We start from the raw sequence: 17,845 nt of genomic DNA, 5'->3' as shown, positions 1-17,845 counted from the left end.
GCTTACTTCGCGCTCAGCAGTTCAACCTCGAACACCAGGGCCGCATTGCCCGGAATGCTGGCGCCGGCGCCGCTGGTGCCATAGCCCATGCTGCTCGGAATCAGCAAGGTGCGTTTGCCACCGACTTTCATGCCGAGCATGCCCTGGTCCCATCCAGCGATCACCTGCCCGGCACCGAGCTGGAAACTGAAGGGGCCGCGGCCGATGGAACTGTCGAACTGCTTGCCTTTGAAGTCGGCCGCGCTCGGGTCGTACAGCCAGCCGGTGTAATTGACGGTCAGGGTCTGGCCGTTCTGCGACACGGTCCCCGTGCCGGTGAGCGTATCGTTGATGATCAGCTTGGCGGGTTGGGCATTGGCCGGCGTTTGCGTGTAAGTCAGCTTGATGCCGCTGGCGTAGGTTTCCTCCACGCCCAGCGGCTGCACCAGACCATTGATGTGCACGCGGTAGCTGGCCACGCGCGTCAGATTGAGCACGCCTGTCCCGCTGACATGGACCGCGGTCAGGCGCAGGATCGCCGACGTGGTCGAGCTGCCGTCGGCCTCGACACTGTAGCTCAGCGTACGCGTGCCGGCCGTCCCTTGCTTGGTGGCGTCGAGGTACAGGGCCTGGATCGCATACACACCCTTGTCGCCGACCTTGGCCGTCACCGGCAGGCTGCGCGCGCCACCACTGGTGACGTCGTATTCGGTGCCCGGCTCGTAGTGGCCGGTCAGGTTGTCCGCGCTGTCGTAAAAGTCGTAGGTGGACCAGGCGAGCGAGGTCGGGCTGCAGTTGGTCAGGCCGACGCTGACATTCGTCTGCGCCACCGTCACGCTCTTGCCTTCAATCGTGCCCGCATAGGGGGCGATGCGGTTGAACGCCGCGTAGCCATTGCAGCTGCCCGTCAAGCTCAGGTAATCGGTCGCCGCCGTCAGGGAGCGCTGACGCAGGGCCGCACGCAGCGGGAAGCTGTGCACGCTTTCGCTGTAGCTGACGCCATCTTCCTGATAGACGATGCCGTTCTGAACCAGGCTCGCGGTACCGGACTTGTTCTCCGGGCTCTCACTGAAACCGACCAGCACACCGGCCGGCGTGCCGTCCTTGCGGTCGAGAATGCCGCTCCAGAAGGCCAGCCCGCCCGCGTCGCCTTTGCGCTCGAGAACGTTCAGGTAGTACTTGCTGACGATATCGCTGTTGCTGGTCGCGCTCGCATACAGGGTCTTGTACTCCTGGGAGTCGACAAAGCCATTGGCGGCGGCTTCCAGGCTGTAGCCCTTGTCGAGCACGCCGAGCCAAAAGCCCAGGCCGCCGACGTCCGGCGTGCGGGCAAAAGCGGCGCGGTACAGACGATAGGCCTGGCCCGGAATCCCGTCGATATCGAAACTGAGCGAGATGTCGGTAAAGCGCAGGCGCGCCGTGGCCGCCACCGTGCGCGCCGCTTCCTTGCCGGTGTTGTCGGTCACCACATAGCCGTCCGCGGTCTTGCTGAAGCTGTAATTGGCGAGCGGGCCAACAAAGCTGACCACCGAGGCCTGCACCGGCGCACCCTGGCTCGCGCGCAGCGCGCTGTGGCTGGCACTGGCGATCGGCGTGGACTGCTCACCACCACAGGCAGCGAGGACGAGCGTGAGGGACAGAACGGCGCACAGTTGGGACAGACGCATGGTCAGGATTAGCAATTGTTCAAAAGCGCTAAGTGTAACGCATGGATGTTCAGAACTGGACAGGGTTGGGCACTGGAAGGACGCGTTAGGCCTCCTGCCCTTCACACGACGGATTGATCGATTGCAATAGCGTTTTCCTGCCTAACTTGAAAATGAGTTTCCGCCGGAAACGGCCCACGCATTTTTTGGAGGCGCAGATGCCGTACGTCTACATCAACGCCAGGAAGCTGGATGGCCAGCCCAAGGTCGGCGACTTTGAATGTGTTGCTCTCGTTCGCACTTACACGAACGCCCCGCCTTCAATGGTTTGGAGAGAGGGTGAAAAAGTCCTGGGCAATAAAGAAATAGCGCCTGGCACCGCAATCGCGACGTTCGAAAACGGTCGCTACCCCACGCATCCGAAAGGGAAGCACGCTGCGTTCCACTTAGGTCAGGTCTCCAATGGCATCTATATCGTCGACCAATGGGACAACCCAGAGAAGAAGACGATCTCAATTCGATTCATTTACGATAAGGGAAAGAAGAAGGACGGCTCGTTCGTGACCCCTTCAGACAATGCCGCAGCCTTTTCCATTATCAAGTGAATCATGTTCTCCATACTCGCTATTTGGCTTTCCGCGCACGGACCTGCTTCTTTGCCTAAGCAAGCTCCGAAGCAGGCTTTGCAGTGTCCCTCTCAGATCGCTTTAGACGACCTCCACCGCATTCACGGTGAGTCGGGCTGGGTACTTGTGGCGGCGAGGCCGATGTATCTCTCAACGGCGGCTATTGCGGCAGGCCCGCCAACAAGAAAAGCACAGCTCGTCGGTGAAAGCGATTGGTCGCGGGGCAAGACAACTTGGGTAACCAAGTACAAACTCGATGGCCAAGGATTCCCCGAGGGTAAATGGCTCGAATGTAGCTATGGCGAGTACGGTGAAGTAATGCAAACCCGCAGGCTCGATGATGGGATCGCTAATTGCACGATCACACACAAACCCGGTAAGGCGGCAGGCCAGCGCAAGATTGAAGTGACCTGCCGTTGATTTTGCTTGCCGAATGCGCGAGAGCGCGGCGCAGAGGCGATTTGAGCCGAACAAAGGCGAGGTAGGCCGCAGGGCGTGCGCCCGCTGCTCTTCCGTTGGAATTCTGTTGGAGTTCTTTGACTAAGAGAGTTTCGGTAGGCCTCTGCGGAGTCGAAACGCGCACCAACGGATTATGAGACGTAGAGTTCGGTTGAAATTCCCAGCGAATTCAAAGACTTAGATTTTGAACTCTGCGGCAGCGTCAATGTTGAACAACTGGAGGTCGAAACACCTTTCTCTTTGTCACGGCACAAATACGTCACATTGGTTGAGCGAGCTCGTCCAAGAACTGCAACGAATATCATTCGATGGATAGCCAAGCGAAAAACACCAGAAGACAAACCAGAGAAACGCCAAGCAGGGACTTGTATTCCCTTAGCCATCGGTCGACATGGTTGAAGTTCATTTTGACCACTCACAGGGTTTAAGGGCTCTATTTCCCGCAGGAGTCCATTCTTATCTCTGTGAGCAGAACCAAAGTTGCTGCGCAAATTGGCCTCCTTCGTCGCGTCCGAAATGGTGCACTCCATACGCGAATATTATGCAGCCAGCATAAATTGCTATCACTGCATAGAACCATCGAGACCGAAATAGTCCATGGTAGATATAATCGCTCGGTATGATCTCCTCTCTGACCTTAAACAAGGCGCGCACGAGCAAAGCGAATCCGGCCAACTGGATCGCCAACCCAAGGCACAATGTGCCCCAAGAGATTGTGCTGGAAGAATAGGGGCAACCGCGAAATGTCCCCACATCAAGACCCACGGCGGCAGCCAATACGACTGCAAAGAAAAATACGCGGATCATGTTATTTGCATCCACACTGAATCGTTATCGCGCCGTTCACTTTTGATGAACCTAGCGCAGCTTGAAGGATTGTGAAATCAGCCCCTGTTTGCTTGCCACTGATGTCCGCAATTGCCCCACCCAAAGCAATTTGGCCTGCCGCCGTACCGCCAGGCCCCATCGCGCCGCTTAAGATCACGTACGACTTTGCCAGGCCGTTGAAGACATAGGGATTTACATAGTCTAGCCCGTCAACGAACGTGGCAGCCGATTGAGTTTGACTGACCGGGAATTTCCCAATTCCCACGGCCCCCAAAACGCCATCACCTTCAACAACCCATTTCTGTCCTCGAACGCACTCGGAAGTCATTTGAAATAGAACCATCATGCCGCCAGCACCCGCGATATTGGAAACACCAAAGAAGGTCAAGGTTCCGTGCCAGGTGGCAAGACCAAGCCGATCATATTTCAGCGCCGGACTACTTGCACCGTAGGCGTATGTGTTGATACCCGCAATTAGACCGAGCGGATCCGACTCGACATATCTGCCTAACTGAGGGTCGTAGTAACGATGCCAGTTGTAATGCAGTCCCGTTTCTTCATCAAAAGCTTGGCCTGGAAAGCGGAGGGAAAACCGAAAGCGCGTAGAGGCTTCTTTGCTCTTGGTCGGCCCCGCGACACCGAATGGATCAGCACCTTCCCAACTCCAAACCAGCTTGCCGTTAATAGCATTCTCGATCCGGCGCGGCGTGTCGATCTGGTCCGAGAATACGCGGTATACGTCAAAGCCGTTGTCCTTGTCGTGAAGCTGGCGCGTCGCGATGGGCGTGTTATCAAGGTAGATGTATTCGGCTATGACGGACCCCGTGCCGTCGTGTTCGGCGATCAGATGGCCCGATTGGTCGTAGATCGCGTATTCCGCGCCGCCGCGCAGCGTGGGCGAAAGTTTCGCGACACGTTGCGCGAAGCCGTTATAGAGGTAACCGGTGGTGAATTTACCAAACTGAGCCGATGTCACCAGTCCTCGCGTTCCATGGGCTAGGTTAAGGCGAGCGTCGCTGCCAAGATTGCCAGCCAGGTCGTAGATATTGGTTCGCAGGGGCAATGGTCCAGTCGTGCTCAATAGATGGTTGGTCTTCGGGTCGATCACGTTGGTGTAGCCATTCGCGCCGATATCGATTCTGGTCCGGTTCCCATTGTCATCGTAGTGGAAGCGTTGCGTGGTGCCTGTCGCAGTGAAATAGGTCAGGCGGGCCGCGTCATCGTAGTCAAAACTTTGGTCCAGGTTGCTGACAGGCTTGCCGTCCCGCGTCCGGTGCTCGTATTGCTTGATGCGTCCGGCCGCATCAATATGCAAGATGCGCTCCACGCCACCGTGGTCAATGTCCCCGAGCGGGTACTTCACGATCCTGCCGGCCGTGTCCATTTCGCGCACGTAGCGCGCTGGCTGGCTCTTGGCGTCATCGCCCCAGTTCCATGCCAAGGCCTCGCCCAAAGGCGTGTAGGCGATGTCCCTGATTAGATATTGGCCTTGTTTGCTTCCGGGTTGGAACAGCTTGATTCTGCTCACGCGGCCATCGTTCCCGTACTCGTACGCCAATTTCATGCCGCTCGGATAGGTGATCTCTGTCAGCTTGCCCGTTTCAGGGCCGCCCGAACCGTACGCGTAGCCTACAGAGAAGCTGCGCGACTGGTTGCCTGTGACGACGGTTTGCGTGACCTGCTTGAGCTCCCCAAAGCCGTTGAAGTCGAATTTCGTGTGGCCCGAATCGTCCGTCATCAAAGTCAGCTTTCCGGTCGCTCCTCCGCGGCCTTGGTCGTATGAGTAACTCAGTCTCGGACCATTACCGTAAGTGATCGAGTTGATACGGTCGAGGCCGTCCCAGCCGAGCGTCGCGACCACGCCGCGAGCGTCCTTCACCGTTTGGACTCGGCCCGACGCATCAAACGTGTATCCCGTCAGACCGGTGTCGGGACTGGCAAGGGTATGCAAGTGCCCAAGCCCGTCGATGTCGTATGTGGTACTGAGATGACGGGGATCAGTCACGCCGCGCAGTTGGTCCTGCAGATCGAATTTCTGGACCACAGCAGGGCTTGTGGCTTCCTTCGTGCGCGTCGGGCCGATTTGAAGGACGGGCCGGCCGAGCAAATCAGGCTTGATCGAAGTCCCGATCCCAAGTTCGTTGGAGAATTGGGTCAGGCGCCCTTCCGCGTCATAACCCATGACTGAAGCTGGGATGGTCTGATCGAGCTTGCCGCCCACCACAAGCGACTGCATGCGATTCAAGGCATCGAACCCGCGTCGGGTCATGCGCGACAGAACACCGTCCTTGTCATAAACCTCTTCGCGCACAACGTTGCCTGCGTCGTCAGGCACGTAGCGCACTTGGTTGCCGAGGCCGTCGCGAATGCTCGTCAGGCGGTGCGCATCGTCGTAATCGAAGTAAATGTCCGTTCCATCCGGACGCCGTTCATGTCTGATCTCTCCGATTTCGTGGTACTCATAACTGGTAGTCCTGCTTTGACCATCGGCCTGGATCGTGATGCTCTTGATCCGGTCCACCTCGTCAAAGGTATAGATGGCGTGCGAACCGTCCTCGCGTTCAATTTCGTGCGGCAGGCCGCCCGCGTAGTAGCTGAGGTAATGGCGAGCGTGGCCGGTCGGGCCGACGACGCTCGCCAGATCGCCGATGGCGTGCTCGCTTGTATTGTCCCCGTAATAGGTGAAGGTCGTCGTGTCCACATGGCCGGCTTCGTCGCGCCGGATGCTCTGGCTCATGAGTTGGCCGCGCTCGTTGTACGTGAAATTCTGGACCACGGCTGGGCCCACGACGGGTGCGCCCAAGCCCTGCGCACCGTTGGCATCGGACGTCGCCTGTTCGATGCGCTTACAGACCAATGCCGGCGTCAGGCCTCCAGGCAGGCTCGGAGCAGGCGTGCAGTTAAGTATTTTGCCGTCTGTGTCAGGCTGGCCGTTATATATGACCGTCACGCGCTTGAGCGGCTGCGCGACGACAGTCGGGAAGTACCAGTCTGGATGCCATTTGGTGCTGATGGCGCGTGCGCCTGCGGGCACGCTTGAGCTTACGCTCGCGCAGCTGGTGCCTGCGGGTACGCCTTCGACCCGTCGCGTTTCAAGCCACCTTGCAGGATCACGGAAGTAGCATGTCTTCGCGCCCGTAAAGTCGGTCACGCTACTAATACCGGACTTGTCGTAGCTCGCTTGGCTGACGGACGCCGCGCATCCGCTGCCGGCAGGTTGGTCGATGGATGTCACGGCCTTGCCGCGCTGTCCATCGCTCAAATGGAAGGTGCGTACGGTGCCAAGCGGGTCGGTGATCGTTCGCGAGGATGGATCAGAGTAATCGACCCTGAATCGCTCCACGCCCCCGGCATGTTCGCTTAATGTCGCTCGCAGGTCGGCGTCGTACTCGTAATGGGCGAACTGGCCCCCCTTCTCGTCGATGATATCGCTGATGAGGTGACGCTTGCCGTCTTCGTCAACATAGGCGAACTTGCGGCCCGAAACGGGATTGCCTTGAGCGTCGTAGAAATGGACCTCGCTCAGTTGAGAGCCGACTTTTACCGTATCGATGCCTGCCAATTTGAACGGTTCGTAATCGTACTTCACGCTGTAGGTCGGACCGTGGACTGCCGCAACCGTGCCATCCGGGTTCATGTCGAATACCAGGCTTCTACCGGACGGGCCGGCAATACGCGCCAGCCTGCCATCCGATTTGTAGGTCAAGTCAAACCGCCGCCCGTTCGCGTAGGCCAAGGAGACCAGCCTGATGTCGTTTCCGACCTGCTTGTAGACCTCGACCGTGCCGTTTTGGTCCTGGTAGTGCCAGGCCGTGCCGTCCGCGGCATCGAGCACGAGATTCGTAGCACCGCTGTCCTGGTCCGCAAAGCGGTTACCCTGCTGCTTGAACGCGCGTGTCGAACCGTCGCCGAATGCCAAAGTGACGCTGAAGTTGCCGGGCGAACCCTGCCGCGTTAAACGTCGCTCGAATGAAAAGGACCAAAGCAAGCCCAAGTACCCGTTCGTACGCGTTGCGCGCACCGAGCGGTATTGGCGCGTGAGCGCAAAGCCTTCGACCAGCGTCAGGTCGGTCTCGACCTGGACCTTCTCGCCGCTGATTGGCCTGATCGGGTTGCCCACCTCGAAGTCCGGCGACGTCGGGTCGCAAGGCGGCGGCACTGGGGGACGATTGGACTGCGAGACGTTCTTATGCATATTTAGGTCGACACACACGCCAGGCGAACGTGGGACGCGGTTGCGATCATGGTCGCAAACGAGAAACGTCCTGAGTACCCAATACACGCCGAAATCGGGCAAGTAGTAGTGGCAGATATAGTCGGTGCCGTCCTCACTATCGCGTTCGGCACCAATGAATTTGAATTCCGCGGGTCGGCCGTGGTGGGCGCATGCCTGCTCTGGAGATGACGCCACAGTCGGTGGAGTGAAAGGTGGTTCGGCGACGAACCACCCTTCGGGATTCGCGTGCGCCAGTTCGACCCAGAGCAACATGATTGCAGCGAGTAAGAAGGAACACGTACGTTTTCCGGAGAAAAACTTGATGACACACATTGCTCACTCCTGGCGATAAGACCTTGCCAAGAATGTATTTCCAATGACGAATTTGCCATTTACTAGATGTCAATGGACTACTTGACATATTTCATCCACTCGCTGAATTCCGCTACATCGTGGCCGGCCGAATCCCTTGGCCAAAAACCGGCAAATATCCTCTTTCCGCGAACCGTGAGCGCAAATCCCCTCCAAAATACCGGGGGTTCTTGCTGTCGTTTCGAATGGGGCCACGCGACAATAGGGGCTTATTCAGGCAGGGATCGCCCCAACGCCGAGCGGGCTCAAGCCCGACCTGGAGTGACGCTCCAGGCGCTGCGCATGAAACGCGCCCTTTCCATAGCAGCTCTGCTGCTTGCGGCTTAGTCCGCAACCTCAGCGGCATCCTTTGCCGCTTTTACGCCTTCGCAGTTTGATCGCGTATAGCCACGTCCGCTTCGGCGGACCTTCGTTGTACGGTCGTCGCTTCGCCTGAGCATTACCAGCGACGCCGTTCAGCCGCTTGCATGCTAGCTCGCGCTGGCCACCACCCGCGGCTGCAGCCTGGCCGCCACGCTCGCACGCTGCGGACGTACCGGACGTCGGATACCGCAGCATGGGTTCCGACGCCAGCATGCCGGCCCGTAATTTGGGCCACCGGCGTGCGCCGCGCGTCGTTACTGGTGGCAACGCTGCCAGTGACGACGCGCTACCGCGCTCCTCCTGCCTAGCAAGGAGGAGGAAGACGGTACGTGACGGTAGCAAGTGACAGCCTCATCTGTAGGCACACAAGCAACCGTCTATGCTGCTTGCCAGCAGCTTCGCTCCCGTCAAACGGAGCCGTCTCGTGCATGTCGATGCACTCCATGGGCCCTGGGTCATTGGCCCGCCCGCTGATTGGTCTTCAAGCCATCAGCGGCGCCACACACGCATGCGGCGTGGGCAAGCAGTGCAACAAACCGCATGAACGGGCGTGGTGTCCCGTAGCCTTCAACTCCCTGGCTTTGCTGCGGCAAGTCAGGCGGCTAAAAACACTTACCGAACTCATCTGCACCGAACGATTGCTAACCCTTGCAAGGAGCCTTGTCGTGCGCGATTTGAATTATGAACTGAAACAGTTGTGCAAGCGGAACCCCGATGTCAGCTTCGCCGGCCGGGCCGACCGTTTGCGCATTTTGAGCCAGGCCGCAGCCCAGCTCGAGAAACTCGGCTTTCGCGACATGCACGCGACCAGCCTCAAGCCAAAGCATGTCGCCGCCCTCCTCGGCCAATGGCGCGCGGACGGCATCAGCACAGGCACCTTGAAGAACCGCATGAGCGCGCTGCGATGGTGGGCCGAGAAGATCGGCAAAGACAACATCATCGGGCGAAGCAATCAAGCCTATGGCATTGAGCACCGCAAATTCGTGACCAACGTCTCGAAAGCAAAGACGCTAACCGCATCGACCCTTGATCGCATCAAAGACACCCATACGGCCGCTTCGTTGCGCCTACAGGCGGCGTTTGGCCTGCGGCGCGAGGAGAGCATCAAGATCAACCCGAAATGGGCTGACCAGGCAGAGTACTTGCGCCTTAAGGATACCTGGACCAAGGGCGGCAAGTACCGGGAGATTCCCATCACAACGGATGCTCAGCGCGCGGCCTTGGACCATGCGAGGCAAGTGGCGAATGGCGGCAGCCTGATACCAAAGGAACTCAAGTACCGCGATCAGTTGCAGCGATTTCGGTTTGAGTGTCAGCGCGCAGGCATCAACGGTGTACACGGGCTGCGGCACAAGTATGCGCAGGACCGGTATCGGCAACTGACTGGCTGGGCGGCTCCGGCAGCTGGTGGACCGAAGTCGAAAGATCTCAACACAAAGCTCAAGGCAATTGACCGTGAGGCGCGTCTCAAGCTCTCCGCCGAGATGGGCCACGGGCGCGAACAAATTACGGCGGTCTACCTGGGGCGCTGAGCCATGCGAACCATGAACCTCAAGGAAGCGGCCTTGTTCCTTCACATGCACAAGGAACAAGTTCGGCTCCGCGCAAAGCTGGGCACGCTGCCGGGGGCGAAGATTGGCCGGGCGTGGATATTCATCGAGTGTGATCTTGTCGAATTCATTCGTTCGCAATACGTCCATGAGCAATTGCCTTGTGGCCTTAGCTTTGACACGGAGAATTCGGAATGTCGCTCTACAAACGGGAAGGCACCTGGTGGATTGACTTCACTACGCCAGCAGGAAAGCGAATTAGACGTTCTGCTCAGACAGCAGATCGCCGGAAGGCGCAAGAGCTCCACGATACGTTGAAGGCGGAATACTGGCGTACCCAGGTCATGAAGGCGAAGCCGGCCTACACGTGGGACGAAGCGGGTTACAAGTGGCTGATGGAAACCAAGCACAAACGCTCGCACAGAGACGACGTGCTGCGGCTGGCCTGGCTTCAAGAGCACCTTCGCGGCCAGCTGCTCGCATCGATCACGCGCGACCAAATCATCGCGATTGCTGAGATCAAGCGGACTGAATCCAGTCCTTCGACCGCCAATCGCGTGCTGGCGCTGCTTCGGGCAATTCTGCGGCGGGCCTGCTTCGAGTGGGAATGGATCGACCGTGTTCCCAAAATTAAGCTTTACCCCGAGCCAAAACGGCGTGTGCGCTGGATCGAGCCAGACCAGGTTAAGACGCTGCTTGCGGAGCGACTGCCCTACCAGCGGGACATGGTGTTGTTCTCGCTTGCGACTGGGTTGCGTCAGTCCAATGTCCGCCTGCTCTCATGGGAACAAGTGGACTTGGAGCGACGGACTTTGTGGATTCCCGAGTCGCAAGCGAAAGCCGGAGAAGACATTCATGTGTCGTTGAGCGAGTTTGCGGTCGAGCTCTTGCGGCGGCAGGAAGGCAAGCATCCGAACTGGGTTTTTACGCGCGAGGGCAAGCCAATCAAGTACGTGAACACGAAATATTGGCGCGATGCGGTGAAGCGCGCGGGCATTCAGGACTTCCGCTGGCACGACCTGCGGCACACCTGGGCGAGCTGGCTCGTCCAGAACGGGACACCGCTGTACACGCTGCAGGAAATGGGCGGTTGGAAGTCGAGCGAGATGGTGCGGCGCTACGCCCACCTGTCCCCGGCCCACATGGCGTCGCACGCGGAAATTGTCGGCCGGATCCTCTATGGCACAAATACGTCACAACCCGACAGTAACGGACCAGCCCCAAGTGCCGGTGTTCCGTCTCAAGTCCCTGAAAAATAAGGAGAAGGTTGGTAGGCCTCCGCGGAGTCGAACCGCGCACCAACGGATTATGAGTCCGCTGCTCTAACCAAGCATGAGCTAGAGGCCCACTGGGGGGGATGATTGCTGGGTGGAGGGGCGAGGATAGGGCTTGTGCCCTATCCTCGTCAAGAGCTCAGTTGCCTTCGAGGAAGCTCTTGAGCTTGTCCGAACGCGAGGGGTGACGCAGTTTGCGCAGGGCCTTGGCTTCGATCTGGCGGATGCGCTCGCGCGTGACGTCGAACTGCTTGCCGACTTCTTCCAGCGTGTGATCGGTCGACATCTCGATGCCGAAACGCATGCGCAGCACCTTGGCTTCGCGCGGAGTCAGCGAATCCAGCACGTCTTTCACCACACCGCGCATCGAGGCGTGCAGGGCCGCATCGGACGGCGCCAGCGTGTTGTTGTCCTCGATGAAGTCGCCCAGATGGGAATCGTCGTCGTCACCGATCGGCGTTTCCATGGAGATCGGCTCTTTGGCGATCTTCATGATCTTGCGGATCTTGTCCTCAGGCATTTCCATCTTGACCGCCAGCGTGGCCGGATCGGGCTCGGCGCCGGTTTCCTGCAGGATCTGACGCGAGATGCGGTTCATCTTGTTGATCGTCTCGATCATGTGCACCGGAATACGAATAGTGCGCGCCTGGTCGGCGATCGAGCGCGTGATGGCCTGACGGATCCACCAGGTCGCATAGGTCGAGAACTTGTAGCCGCGCCGGTATTCGAACTTGTCGACCGCCTTCATCAGGCCGATATTGCCTTCCTGGATCAGGTCGAGGAACTGCAGGCCGCGGTTCGTGTACTTCTTGGCGATGGAAATCACCAGACGCAGGTTGGCCTCGGTCATTTCGCGCTTGGCCTTGCGCGCCTTCATTTCACCGGCCGCCATCTGGCGGTTGATGTTACGCAGGTCGTGCAGCGGCAGCACCACGCGCGCCTGCAGGTCGATCAGGCGCTGCTGCAGCTCCTTGATGGTCGGTGCGTTGCGGCCCAGGATGGCGCTGTAGGCGTGGCCGGCGGCCACTTCGCCGTCGACCCACTCGAGATTGGTTTCGTTGCCGGGGAAGACCTTGATGAAGTGGGCGCGCGGCATGCCGCACTTGTTCACGGCCACGTCGAGAATCTGCTTCTCGATGTGGCGCACTTCATCGACCTGGCCGCGCAGCGTGTCGCACAGCTTCTCGACGACCTTGGCCGTGAAGCGGATGCCCAGCAGTTCGTTGGAGATCGCCTCCTGCGCCTTCAGATAGGCCTTGGAGTTGTAGCCGTCCTTCTCGAAGGCCTTGCGCATCTTGTCGAACTGGTTCGCGATTTCGTCGAACTTTTCCATCGCCGAGGCCTTCAGGGCCTCGAGCTGTTCGGCCGAGTAGCCGGCCGCGGCGCCGCCGGCGCTGGCCTCTTCTTCCTCCTCGTCCTCTTCCTCCTCGTCGCCGTCCTCGTCCTCCTCGTCGTCGGCGGCGTCGACCGGCTCGCCATCCTCGTTCGGATCGACCATGCCGTCGACGATTTCGTCGATGCGGATTTCGTCGTTGGCGATCTTGTCGGCGGCGGCGATGATTTCCGCGATCGTGACCGGGCAGGCCGAGATGGCCTGGATCATGTCCTTCAGGCCGTCCTCGATGCGCTTGGCGATTTCGATTTCGCCCTCGCGCGTCAGCAGCTCGACCGAGCCCATCTCGCGCATGTACATGCGCACCGGATCGGTCGTGCGGCCGAAGTCGGAGTCGACCGTCGACAGCGCCGCTTCAGCGGCCGCTTCGGCTTCGTCATCGCTGGTGACGGTGGCCACATTGTCGGACAGCAGCAGGGTTTCGGCATCGGGCGCGTGCTCGTAGACGGCAATGCCCATGTCGTTGAAGGTGCCGATGATGCCATCGATCGCTTCCGGGTCGACGATGTTATCGGGCAGATGGTCGTTGATCTCGGCATAGGTGAGGAAGCCGCGTTCCTTGCCGAATTTGATCAGGGTCTTGAGCTTTTGACGGCGCCGCTCGAGTTCCTCTTCCGAGGCCTCGGTATCGGACGAAAACGCGTCTTTCAGCAGCGCCTTTTCCTTGGCCTTGCGGTCCTTGGCCTTGGCCTTGTCGGCGGCCTTGAGTTCGGCGCGCTCGACCGCGTTCAGCGCGGCGACTTCTTCCGTCTCGGGCGTGTACTCTTTGGGCTTGCGGCCACGGCGCCCCGGCACCTTCACGGTCGGGAGAACGTAACCGGAGGTGTCGATAGCGGCCAAAGCGGCGGCGTCGGTGGTCTGGCTGACCGCCGGCGGCGCGCTGGCGGCGGCGCGCGATTTGGCTGGCGACTTGTCCGCTTTGGCTGCGGACGCCTTGGCTGGCTTGGCAGCCGCTTTGGAGTCAGTTTTCTTGATCGGCACAGGTGCTTTCGGTGTCACAACAATGGGATTGCTTGACGAGGTTGATTGTTAGGCCAACCGGCGTTTCAGCCGGCCGTTCTTCCGGACAAAAACAAATTCAAAGAAAACAACACTTAGCGAAATATTATAGCACGCGGCACCCATTTTCCAGTTGAGCTTCCTCTATGACAAGACCCTTAACCCGGCGCTTTTTCCGCCTCCGCTTCGCGCAGCAATTGATCCTGCTGGGCCGTGATTTCGCGGTAGCGCACGCCAATCTGATCTGTGGTCAATCCCGAGGAAAACAACTGATTGAGTTCCGCTTTCAGTAAGTCCATTTTGACCTGTCGCACGGCGCCCGACAACCATTGCTGGACGACCTCGGGCTCCTGCTCGGGTTCGGCCGCCAGCTCGGCGATGAGGCTATCGTACTCGTTGGTCGTGTTCTTTAGATGCTGGGAGAATGCCGCAAAGTTCCCGGCTTCGCCCATTGCCACGCCGGCGGCCACCAGCTGGCGCAGGCGTTCGGCCGCTTCCTGACCAAAGGCATCGAAGGCTTTCAGGGCGGCCTCGTCCAGCGTACGGCAGAACTGCGGCTGCGCAATCAGGTGGCGGATGAACTGCAGCTCCAGGCCCACGGGCTGGGGCCGGCCCTTGCGCGGCGGCGCCATGCGCGTGGCTGCGACCGGCTTGCTGAGCTCGAACAGGCCTTCGACCTCGGCCGGTGTCGACTCGGTCAGATTGGCCAGGCCGCGCACGATCTGCAGGCGCAGGGCCGAGGGCGGCATGGCCTGCAGCAGGGGCTTGGCGTCGAACTGGGCGCGCGCGCGGCCCTCGGGCGTATCCAGATCGTGCTCGGCCGTGACCGAACGCAGCAGGAACTGCGACAGCGGCATGGCCTCGTGGATCTCCTGCTCGAAGGCCTCGGGCCCGCGTTCGCGCACGAAGCTGTCCGGGTCGTGCTCGGGCGGCAGGAACAGAAATTTGATGGTCTTGTTGTCCGACACGTGCGGCAGGCAGGCCTCGAGCGCACGGCGCGCGGCGCGGCGCCCGGCGCCATCGCCATCGAAGCTGAAAATCACGCTGTCGGTCAGGCGCAGCAGCTTTTGCACATGGGTTGGGGTGCAGGCGGTGCCGAGCGTGGCCACGGCCTGCGGAAAGCCCAGCTGGGCCAGCGCCACCACGTCCATATAGCCCTCGGTCACCAGCACATAGCCAGCGTCGCGGATGGCGTTGCGCGCTTCAAACAGGCCATACAGCTCATGGCCTTTCTGGAACAAAGGCGTCTCGGGCGAGTTCAGATACTTGGGCTCGCCGCCGTCCATCACGCGCCCGCCAAAGCCGATCACCTGGCCCTTGGCGTTGCGGATCGGGAACATCACGCGGTCGCGAAAGCGGTCATAGCGCTTCTGCTTGTGGCCGTCCTCGTCGACCTTGTCGATCACCAGGCCGGACTCGACCAGCGCGCTGGCCTCGTACTGGGGGAACACGGCGCGCAGATTGTCCCAATGCCCGGGCGCATAGCCGAGGCCGAAGCGGGCCGCGATTTCGCCCGTCAGGCCGCGCCCCTTGAGGTAGGCAATGGCGTTCGGCGCGGTTTTCAGCTGGGCGCGGTAGTAATCGCAGGCGCGCTGCAGCGCCTCGGTCAGGGCCATGGCCTGGGCCTGCTGCGCGGCGCGCTGGGCCGGCGGAATCTTGTCGTCGGCGTCGGGCACGATCATGCCGACGTTCTGGGCGAGCTCCTTGACGGCCTCGACAAAGCCAAGGCCCGAATACTCGATCATGAAACCAATGGCCGTGCCATGGGCGCCACAACCAAAGCAGTGGTAGAACTGCTTGCTGGGGCTGACGGTAAAGCTCGGCGACTTCTCGTTGTGGAAGGGGCACAGCCCCATGTAATTGGCCCCGCCCTTCTTGAGTTGGACGTAGCGGCCAACCACATCGACGATGTCGACGCGGCTTAACAAATCCGTAATGAAAGTCTGCGGGATCACGGGTTCAGATCAATGGTGTCAAGGCCACACTATAAGGCCTGGGCCGGCCAGGCGTGATCTGGATCAAACGAACCCCGGTTTGCCGGGGTCCGGAACGGGCATCAAGCCGGGCTCAGGGCCTTTTTCACCAGGGCCGAGACCTGGGTCATGTCAGCGCGGCCGGCAAGTTTGCCTTTGAGCACGCCCATCACCTTGCCCATGTCAGCCGGACCGGCGGCGCCGGTGGCGGCGACGGCGGCTGCCACTTCGGCCGCCACTTCGGCGTCCGACAGCATGGCCGGCATATAGGCCTGCAGCACCACGAGTTCGGCCTGCTCGGTCGCGGCCAGGTCGGCACGGCCACCTGCCTCGAACTGGGTGATCGAATCCTTGCGCTGCTTGACCATTTTTTCGATGACGGCCACGGTCTGCGCATCGTTCAGCTCGATCTGCTCATCGACTTCCTTGCGCTTGATGTCGGCCAGGATCAGGCGGATCGTCGCCAGGCGGGCGCTGTCTTTGGCGCGCATGGCGGTTTTCATGTCTTCGGTGATTTGGGCTTTCAGGCTCATGGCAATCTCGGCAAGCTGGAGGGCTAAATGGCAAAACCCGCTGCGGTCACACCGGAGCGGGTCTGCGGCTCAATCCGAACGGGTCGGACGAGAATTAGTACAGTTTCTTCGGCAGTTGCTGGCTGCGGATGCGCTTGTAGTGGCGCTTGACGGCAGCGGCCAGCTTGCGCTTGCGCTCAGCGGTCGGCTTTTCGTAGAACTCGCGAGCGCGCAGTTCGGTCAGCAGGCCGGTTTTTTCGATCGTGCGCTTGAAGCGGCGCATAGCGACTTCAAACGGCTCGTTTTCTTTCAGGCGGATAGTGGTCATGTAAAAATTCAAACCGTCGGATTTAGGGAAGACCGCGATGATAGCACCAAATTGAGCATTTGTGCCAGCTTTTTTAGTGCAGGGCGCACCCGGCGGCGTTGCCAGACGACCACGCCCACTGGAAATTATAGCCGCCCAGCCAGCCCGTGACGTCCACCACTTCCCCGATGAAATACAGGCCCGGCACCCGCTCGGCCATCATGCTCTGCTGCGACAGTTCTTTTGTATTGACACCACCCAAGGTCACCTCAGCCTTGCGATAGCCTTCCGTGCCCGTCGGCACGATTTGCCAGCGGTTCACGGCCTCGCCCAACTTGCGCAGCTTGGCGTCCGGCAGATCCGCAAGGCGCGCCTCGGGGGCGATGCCATGCATGGCGAGCAGGCCCTCGGCCAGGCGCGAAGCTAGCCATTGCGACAACACATTGCCCATCTGCTTCTTGATCGTGGACTTTCCTTCGATCAAGGTTTGCGCCAGATCCATTTCCGGCAGCAGATTCAGCGTGAGCGCCGTCCCCGGCGCCCAATAGCTGGAAATCTGCAGGATGGCCGGGCCCGACAGGCCGCGGTGGGTGAACAGCAGGTCTTCGCGGAACTGTCCGTGCACGGCCTGGCGGCCCTTGCCGTGGCGCGTTTCCACATCGACTTCCAGGGCGATGCCGGCCAGCGGTGCAAAGGCCTCCCAAGCCGGGCCATCGAAGCTCAGCGGCACCAGGCCGGGCCGCGTCTCCACCAGGCCCAGCCCGAATTGCTTGGCGATGCGGTAGCCGATGTCCGTCGCGCCGATCTTGGGAATCGACAAGCCGCCGGTGGCGATGACCAAGTTCCGCACGGTCAACTCACCGGCGTCGGTGCCGAGCCGAAAGCCGCCGTCCGCCGTCTGCCCCACCTCGCCCAGCTTGCAGCCCAGGCGCCAGTGCACGCCGCCGGCCTCGCACTCGGCGCGCAGCATGGCGATGATCTGCTCGGACGAATCGTCGCAGAACAGCTGGCCCTTGTGCTTTTCATGCCAGGCAATGCCGTGGCGGCGCACGAGGTCGAGGAAATCGCGCGGCGTGTAGCGGGCCAGCGCGCTGCGGCAGAAGTGCGGATTTTGCGACAGGTAATTGGCCGGGCCGGCATGCAGATTGGTGAAATTGCAGCGCCCGCCGCCGGAGATGCGGATCTTTTCGGCCAGCTTCTCGGCATGGTCGATCAGCACCACGCGCAGGCCGCGCTGGGCGGCCACGGCGGCGCACATCATGCCGGCCGCGCCAGCGCCGATCACGGCCACGTCAAAGGAAGAATGCATACGCGAAGGAAAAAGTTGATACAAGATTGTACGCGAGCA

12 protein-coding genes and 1 tRNA gene are annotated in these 17,845 nt (G+C 60.3%); 5 read left to right on the top strand and 8 right to left on the bottom strand.

Annotation, left to right across the window (positions count from 1 at the left end):
* Positions 1 to 2 precede the first annotated feature (2 nt).
* The gene (locus LZ005_RS21735; RefSeq protein WP_307727770.1) at positions 3 to 1,646 is read right to left on the bottom strand and encodes an FKBP-type peptidyl-prolyl cis-trans isomerase; all 1,644 of its coding nucleotides are present in this window, start codon (positions 1,644 to 1,646) and stop codon (positions 3 to 5) included.
* A 197-nt stretch (positions 1,647 to 1,843) separates the two neighbouring features.
* Here LZ005_RS21735 and LZ005_RS04325 point away from each other — a divergent pair, with 197 nt between their 5' ends.
* Complete coding sequence (locus tag LZ005_RS04325) at positions 1,844 to 2,230, top strand: BPSL0067 family protein (protein WP_237805051.1); 387 nt, start codon at positions 1,844 to 1,846, stop codon at positions 2,228 to 2,230.
* Between the two features lie 3 nt (positions 2,231 to 2,233).
* Positions 2,234 to 2,671 (top strand): STY0301 family protein, encoded by a 438-nt coding sequence (locus tag LZ005_RS04320; RefSeq protein ID WP_237805049.1) that lies wholly within the window; start codon positions 2,234 to 2,236, stop codon positions 2,669 to 2,671.
* An 847-nt stretch (positions 2,672 to 3,518) separates the two neighbouring features.
* Here the strand turns inward: LZ005_RS04320 and LZ005_RS04315 are convergent.
* Positions 3,519 to 8,087 carry an RHS repeat-associated core domain-containing protein gene (locus LZ005_RS04315; protein WP_307727769.1) on the bottom strand — a complete coding sequence of 1,523 codons (4,569 nt, stop codon included), beginning with the start codon at positions 8,085 to 8,087 and terminating at the stop codon, positions 3,519 to 3,521.
* Positions 8,088 to 9,154: 1,067 nt separating this feature from the next.
* Here LZ005_RS04315 and LZ005_RS04310 point away from each other — a divergent pair.
* From LZ005_RS04310 to LZ005_RS04305, 3 genes are read left to right on the top strand one after another with little or no spacing between them, the layout of a single operon-like run.
* Positions 9,155 to 10,021 carry a phage integrase N-terminal domain-containing protein gene (locus LZ005_RS04310; RefSeq protein WP_373889305.1) on the top strand — a complete coding sequence of 289 codons (867 nt, stop codon included), beginning with the start codon at positions 9,155 to 9,157 and terminating at the stop codon, positions 10,019 to 10,021.
* A 3-nt stretch (positions 10,022 to 10,024) separates the two neighbouring features.
* Complete coding sequence (locus LZ005_RS21860; protein WP_373889301.1) at positions 10,025 to 10,357, top strand: helix-turn-helix domain-containing protein; 333 nt, start codon at positions 10,025 to 10,027, stop codon at positions 10,355 to 10,357.
* Positions 10,267 to 11,298, top strand: coding sequence for a tyrosine-type recombinase/integrase (locus LZ005_RS04305; RefSeq protein WP_373889304.1), 1,032 nt, complete (start codon positions 10,267 to 10,269; stop codon positions 11,296 to 11,298). The genes LZ005_RS21860 and LZ005_RS04305 overlap by 91 nt, the downstream gene beginning before the upstream one ends.
* 9 nt (positions 11,299 to 11,307) lie before the next feature.
* Here the strand turns inward: LZ005_RS04305 and LZ005_RS04300 are convergent.
* The 6 genes from LZ005_RS04300 to LZ005_RS04275 all read right to left on the bottom strand — a co-directional run bounded on the left by LZ005_RS04300 (position 11,308) and on the right by LZ005_RS04275 (position 17,806).
* Positions 11,308 to 11,386 (bottom strand) — tRNA-Ile (locus LZ005_RS04300).
* Positions 11,387 to 11,452: 66 nt separating this feature from the next.
* The gene (gene rpoD / locus LZ005_RS04295) at positions 11,453 to 13,687 is read right to left on the bottom strand and encodes an RNA polymerase sigma factor RpoD (RefSeq protein WP_237805044.1); all 2,235 of its coding nucleotides are present in this window, start codon (positions 13,685 to 13,687) and stop codon (positions 11,453 to 11,455) included.
* A 176-nt stretch (positions 13,688 to 13,863) separates the two neighbouring features.
* Positions 13,864 to 15,660 carry a DNA primase gene (dnaG, locus tag LZ005_RS04290; RefSeq protein ID WP_237805042.1) on the bottom strand — a complete coding sequence of 599 codons (1,797 nt, stop codon included), beginning with the start codon at positions 15,658 to 15,660 and terminating at the stop codon, positions 13,864 to 13,866.
* A gap of 101 nt (positions 15,661 to 15,761) precedes the next feature.
* Complete coding sequence (locus LZ005_RS04285; RefSeq protein WP_237805040.1) at positions 15,762 to 16,211, bottom strand: GatB/YqeY domain-containing protein; 450 nt, start codon at positions 16,209 to 16,211, stop codon at positions 15,762 to 15,764.
* A 94-nt stretch (positions 16,212 to 16,305) separates the two neighbouring features.
* A complete protein-coding gene (gene rpsU, locus LZ005_RS04280; RefSeq protein ID WP_005665410.1) occupies positions 16,306 to 16,518 on the bottom strand; it encodes a 30S ribosomal protein S21 in 213 nt (70 codons plus the stop codon).
* 73 nt (positions 16,519 to 16,591) lie between these two features.
* Positions 16,592 to 17,806, bottom strand: coding sequence for an NAD(P)/FAD-dependent oxidoreductase (locus LZ005_RS04275; protein ID WP_237805038.1), 1,215 nt, complete (start codon positions 17,804 to 17,806; stop codon positions 16,592 to 16,594).
* Positions 17,807 to 17,845 lie beyond the last annotated feature (39 nt).

It is taken from the genome of Massilia sp. TS11, assembly GCF_022012445.1.
In the GTDB taxonomy this organism is placed as follows: Bacteria; Pseudomonadota; Gammaproteobacteria; order Burkholderiales; family Burkholderiaceae_D; genus Telluria.
Note: the sequence above shows the minus strand (reverse complement) of the source record. Positions and strands in the feature narration are given on the sequence as shown.